This window comes from Pseudomonas sp. EA_65y_Pfl1_P113, from assembly GCF_963970525.1.
Classification (GTDB): domain Bacteria; phylum Pseudomonadota; class Gammaproteobacteria; order Pseudomonadales; family Pseudomonadaceae; genus Aquipseudomonas; species Aquipseudomonas tritici.
The window spans coordinates 1-5,627 of record NZ_CAXAQM010000066.1 but is presented as its reverse complement, the minus strand read 5'-3'; the positions used below and the strand labels follow the sequence as shown (position 1 = coordinate 5,627).

General features: G+C 54.5%; 4 protein-coding genes and 1 pseudogene. All 5 read left to right on the top strand.

The genetic code is table 11. From position 1 onward, the window contains the following. Positions 1-551: pseudogene (locus AACY52_RS28060) on the top strand (type VI secretion system tip protein VgrG); the annotation flags it as partial. Further along, positions 548-1,114, top strand: a complete 567-nt coding sequence (locus tag AACY52_RS28055) for a DUF4123 domain-containing protein (RefSeq protein ID WP_339561046.1) — start codon at positions 548-550, stop codon at positions 1,112-1,114. The pseudogene AACY52_RS28060 and the gene AACY52_RS28055, both read left to right, overlap by 4 nt. After that, positions 1,111-3,804, top strand: a complete 2,694-nt coding sequence (locus AACY52_RS28050) for a toxin VasX (protein WP_339561045.1) — start codon at positions 1,111-1,113, stop codon at positions 3,802-3,804. The genes AACY52_RS28055 and AACY52_RS28050 overlap by 4 nt, the downstream gene beginning before the upstream one ends. Beyond that, entirely contained in the window at positions 3,795-4,742 is a 948-nt protein-coding gene (locus AACY52_RS28045) for a hypothetical protein (RefSeq protein WP_339439517.1), read from the top strand. The genes AACY52_RS28050 and AACY52_RS28045 overlap by 10 nt, the downstream gene beginning before the upstream one ends. Positions 4,743-4,856: 114 nt before the next feature. Further along, on the top strand, positions 4,857-5,300 hold the full coding sequence (locus AACY52_RS28040) for a hypothetical protein (protein ID WP_339439515.1): 444 nt from the start codon (positions 4,857-4,859) through the stop codon (positions 5,298-5,300). The last annotated feature ends 327 nt before the right edge of the window (positions 5,301-5,627 follow it).

The window sequence follows — 5,627 nt, the reverse complement described above, 5'->3', positions numbered from 1 at the left end:
CCCAGCGCGACCTGGAGCAGAAGGTCGAAAATGACAGCCGCCTGGAAGTGGGCAACGAGCGCCGGGAAACCATCAAGGGCAACAGCATCGCGGTGTTCGAAGCTGAAGAACAGCGCACCGTCACGGCAGACCGCAAAGTCCAGCTCAAGGCCAACGACTACCTGGAAGTCGCCAGCAGCAGCCACGCGCGTATCGGCCAGACACTGGCGGTTGAGGCAGGACAACAAGTGCACCTCAAGGCCGGGGCTCATCTGATCCTGGATGCAGGGGCCAGCATCACCCTGAAAGGCGGTGGCCAGCATATCGTGATTGGCCCTGGCGGTATTTTCAGTAGCACCGAGATTCAAATAGGTGGTGCGCCCGCAGCGGGGACCGCTGCTGCTCCAGAGTTGCCGGGGATACCTGTGGCAGCGCTGACCATGATCGTCAACACCCTCCCCATGGAAGCGCTACTCAAACAAAACGCTGTTTTCCGTGAAGCGACCTCCGGAATTTGTCCGGTATGTGATGCCGCCCAAGAGCAGTTGGACGCCGAGGGGGCTCAAGCATGATATCCATGACCCCGAAAAAGGGGCTACTCCTGCTTGACGGCGCTCAGTATGACGACGCTTTTGATTGGTTGAACGAGCACTACGGTCTCGACAATCCCCTGCCACTCTTCAAGGGAACATCGTATAAACCTATTGCCGGGGCCGGGCCATTTTTACTCAATGCCTCATTCGGCAGTACCGCTTATAACGAGTGGTGGGGCGGCGGCGACTTGCAGCGAGGCGTATGGCTGGGCTCTCTTAAAAGCGCCAATCAATTACTTCCAATCCTGCAACGACGCTTACGCATTTTTGATGAACAGCGCCGCGAACTTTGGTTGCGCCTGGCCGATGGCCCCGCGCTGAATCGCGCACGGTTGGCCGGTGCCCAATGGCCTGCTGGTTTTTGGTGTGGCGTGGATAGTGTCTGGTTGCGACATGGCGGCGACTCAGTGCGTGCATGGACGAACGAAACGCCTGAGCGTGATTCTGCTATCGCGGATAAAGGTTTAGCGGCACAAATCATCTTGCCAAATGCGCTCTTGCACGCGCTCAGCTTACCCGCCAACACGGAACAACATTCATGAGCCCATCCAATGAAGCGCCCTACGGGACGTGCCCGCTTTTCGCCGCTGTTTTGCCTCTGCGCTATGCCTTGGGTCCCACGGCAGCTGTCGATATCAGTGCCCATGGTCTGCCCCCGCTGAGCGGACAGTTTCCAGATCTTGGGCCGCGCCATCCTGACTTGGCCGAGCAAGACCTTAATTACACCTCGCGCTTGCTGCGGGATGGTTGGCTCTACGTCTGGGAAAGCACTCCACCCAAGTTGGTGGAGTATCAGGTCGAATCAGCGCAACTCACGCAAACCTCACGGGCAGGACGGGTGATTGATACCCGAACCCAACCACACCTACTGCTCAGAGCTGGCGATTCTGCCGGTTTGGTGTGGTCGCCAGTTCGATGGAGTGAGCCGCAGTACCAGGCCGCCAAAAAAGACCCCGCCGTGCGTCAGCGCGTCATGCGCAGTTTTGTGCCGGGTACTGCACCGTTCAGTGGCCAAGTGGACTCTATCAACAAGCAGATTGGCGAATACAGCGATGCAACTCGCTATGGCTGGAGCAGTGAGCCCGAAACGGAGCACGCGCCCAACTGGCTGAAAGTGCTCAAGCAGATGGCACGTTGCGAACAGCACACTTATGCTGTGATTGATGATGCTTGGGGCGTGCTGCTCGATCTCGCTGCGCTGATGCGCGCCCGTAAAGCGGGGTTTGACAGTTATCAGGAACATCACGCGGAAGAGTGGGCCATTGCGGGTGTTTTAAAGTCCTTGAGCGATAATGACGCGCAATTGAAAACGCAGTTGCCCTCAATCACTCGCTATGACGAGTTGAGTCTCGCCTGGGAAGACCAGAACACGCAGGAAGACCGCTATACCGCCGACATGCGCCGGCTGGCGCAGCTCTGGGTCGATTGGTTCAACACCTTGCAGGTGAATGGCCCCTCCAGCATGGACACCGCCTGTGGCCACTTCGACATCTCTCAGCCCTCCAGTCGCGAGGCCTTGGAACTGCATTTCGCTGCCGCCTGTTTAGGTCCGGCGAATACCAGCCCAGGAGCCAAGGCCATAACGTTAAGCCTTGAAGGTGATGCGCAAGGTAAACCCTGGTTGCTCTGGGCATTGCTTGGGTTACCCAAAAGGCTTGGCATTGGAGAAATAAAGTACCTGATCGACTTGAGCGATGCTGCCCACGACAATGGCGCATCGCTAAAAGAAGGCGCCACTCAGATGGCTAAAGCCTTTGGTTATGCCGAGGCGATGAACAAGGCGGCTGAAAAGCTGAGTCAACGGGCTCCGGCGTCCAGTATTGAAGCTTTATTTCTGTCCCTTGCGCCGGCTGCTGGGCTGCACTTGCACCAAGCGGAAAATGCCGCCAGCACCGCTGGGCGCATTTACATGGCCGCCGCGTTAGCCCGCAGTGGGCAGCGTATTCAAACCTTGGGTATCACACCGCGCCAACTGGGCGAGTGGTACAGCGACCTGATAGGCACCCGCAACACACTGCCTGCCAGGCTCAACGTGACGCCTCTGGCCGGTGCCGTGAGCGAAAGCATTCCGTTTATGCACCTGGTGTCGGCCAGCACCAAGCTGCAGCGGTTGCCGGTCAACCTGCTAGCGAGCGCTGATCTGAGCAGTGCGTTTGACTTGAAGAGTGCACTGAGTAAAGCACCGATCAAGTGTTTGGTAACGCTGATGGCGGGGGTGAATTTTGTTTGGGCGACGGATCAGTTTACCGGCAATCAATCAGTCAAAGGAGGGTTCGGGGTAGCAGGGGCTCTAATCGGTGTTGGCGCAGCAGGCGCAGCGGTATTCCAGAGAGTGGCCGAGGTTGATTGGGCATCAGCCGTCCGGCAGAGCGGTGGCACCTCAATTTCATCTCGGCTACTTTTGGCCAAGGCTTTGGGGCGCGCCGCCACTACAGCTTTGGCGCAAGGCGTTTTTCTGGCGTTCGACGTCGTGCTTTATGGGGTAGACGCCTTTGAGGCCTACAAAGCGGGCGACTTTGACACCATGGCCGTGAACTTGGCAGTGGCTGGCGCTTCGCTGGCCAGTATCAAAATTCAGGTCCAGGCGTTCCGGGCGCTACGGGTCGCACGGGCCACGGTGATAGGCGGGGATGCGGCGACTATTGCCAGGGGGCTCAACGTAGTGCCGCACCTGGGAGCCAAGTTACTGGGGCTCGCGGTGGTTATTGTGGGCGGGGTCATTGCCCGTCTTTATACGGCAGACTCGCCGCTGGAAAAATGGGTGAAGAACAGCCACTTTGGTATCCGCCCGGACGACACCTGGTCAAGCAGCTACATCCTTTCCATGGACAATCTGTACCCCATTCTGTTTCCCATCAGCTTTGATGCTCATCGGCTGGCAGAAATGAACCCCTATCAAGGGCAAGTCGTCTCCACTTACCTGTTGCTAAAGCTGCCCGGCGAAAACGTGGAGCTGACCGACGGTATGATTCATTTCACCGGCCAGGAAGTTTGGGGCGACACACTCGGATATCACGCCGATAAAATCCAAAAGGTCGAGTGGACAGGTAAAGACTTTGCCCGGCATAGCGGTACCCGCGTTCCTGTGCCCGCCGGCATCACCCCTTATCGTCGTGTGTACCATGAGGACGGAGTTAGAGACTTGCGGCGCATCGAGGGCGATTTGATCTATTCCCCACAAGAAGGACTGATGCTGCCTGCGGTAAAAATCATGGAGCGAGCATGGATATGAATACGCCGGGACAACCCCGATATAGCACCACACCCACGGTCATGCTTGAGGCAGACAAATCGACGGGAGAGCAGCCGATGGAGTTGTTTATCGTCGATGAGCACACCGAGTATTACCTGGCTTTGCAAGCAGGCGGGGAATCTGATCGAGGAATACTTTCTGGGCTTGGTGGATGGGTTTTTATCGGAGGTTTAGGTGTGGGTATTTACAGTCTTATGCAAAGCGCTGAGCTAAAGGGGCTGTACATCATGCTTGGAATTTGTCTGCCGATGTTTTTGGCGCCATTCCTATGGGAAACCCTGCGCCCTTTACCTTTGCCCATCTTGTTTAACCGCCGAACCCGCGAAGTGTACTTCGATCATGACGGTGATCTTTACCACGCTCCATGGGATGGCATTTCTGCCGTGGCCAATGAGTTTCAGCTAGTGGGCACCCAAATCGGTGGAATGCAAAGCGCTTCGCTTGAAATTCGAGTGTGGAAATTTGAAGAACCGGAAAACGCACTGATGATCAGCCTTGGTGCGCCGTTCGGTAAATCACTGGCGATGCAAAAAGGTTTTTGGGAGTACATCCGTGCCTACATGAACAACGGCCCTTACTTCGACGAACACGGTAATCACAGTGAATCGGATGCGTTCGTAAAAAGCCAGCTGGACGTGCGATTTAAAATGAGCGATAGCTTCAAGCATACCCTGGCGCAATTAAAACAAGCGAAAAAGGAAGCGGGCGGCAAGAATTACTTAGGCGCCGAGGATGCTGCAAAGCTGATACTCGAGCCAATGTTTTACCCTCTGGATCGAATCCAGGAATTCACCTACAGCATTGCAAAACGCCGCTCTCGCAACCGCTGGCCAAGCGTTGTTGCTGAGCGCTTGAAAGCCAATGGACCTACCACGCGACTTGTTGACTTGGAATGCGAGATCGCGGCGAGCCAATAATGTATCGGTGTGCTGCTTTTGTTTTCGAAGTTTTGCTATGTGTCGTTCTATTTACCTAAAAAATGCAACAGGTAATGGACCTTGTCCTGCCTGATATTAAAATAAAGGAAAAACATGCAAGCTATTTTTAATTTGAAAGTTGCCCTTGAAATCATGAGTTGGGCGTGTGGAAGCTTGGTCGTGACTTCGATTCTTCTTTTTTTTCCGATTCTTCAGTTTCAGAATTATTTTGGGTTGTGGTTGGTAGGCGCGTCGATCTTGGTGACTGTAATACTTTTCGTCACTTGCTCCTTCGCAAGGCGTGATCATAAAGTGAGCATTTCAATCGTTCCGGAAGGGTTGATGTTTCGCGATGAGGCCGATGGTTATAATCGCCAGGACCTGATCCGATTTGAAAAAATACGTTCGGTCCGCGCTCGCCGAAATCCATTTTTTCAAACGCTTATCATTGACTTGAAAGAACAGAACCAACGATTTACTCTGAGTAATGTATTACTCCCCGAAGATTTTCTTTCGCAGATACAGGCGCAAATTGGCGGTACAAATTCTCACGTTTGACGCCGTGCTGTTATGGGGTCGAAGATTTTGCTACATCAATGATGTCAGTATTGTTTTTTATATGGCTAACATAGGGTTCTCTACAAAGAATTCCCCCGCCCCTATCCGCGGACACGATGATTTCGGCCTTCGTGTGCCCATGGAACCGGGAATTTCGGTCTATCGTTGTGTTTGTCACGAAGAGGGGTACTTGATATGCGGTAAGCGATCCATCGTCTACACATTCAAAGCTGCCATTTGATGCCTGATGCTGGGCTCCCGATATCCTTCAGGAGCCCGCCGTCATGATGCGCCCCGACGCCAAAGTTGAAAAAGTGTACCTCTACC

Bases quoted from the DNA above. Each gene is read 5' to 3' on its own strand.
- AACY52_RS28055 (WP_339561046.1), top strand. From the start codon at position 548: ATGATATCCATGACCCCGAAAAAGGGGCTACTCCTGCTTGACGGCGCT.
- AACY52_RS28050 (WP_339561045.1), top strand. From the start codon at position 1,111: ATGAGCCCATCCAATGAAGCGCCCTACGGGACGTGCCCGCTTTTCGCC.
- AACY52_RS28045 (WP_339439517.1), top strand. From the start codon at position 3,795: ATGGATATGAATACGCCGGGACAACCCCGATATAGCACCACACCCACG.
- AACY52_RS28040 (WP_339439515.1), top strand. From the start codon at position 4,857: ATGCAAGCTATTTTTAATTTGAAAGTTGCCCTTGAAATCATGAGTTGG.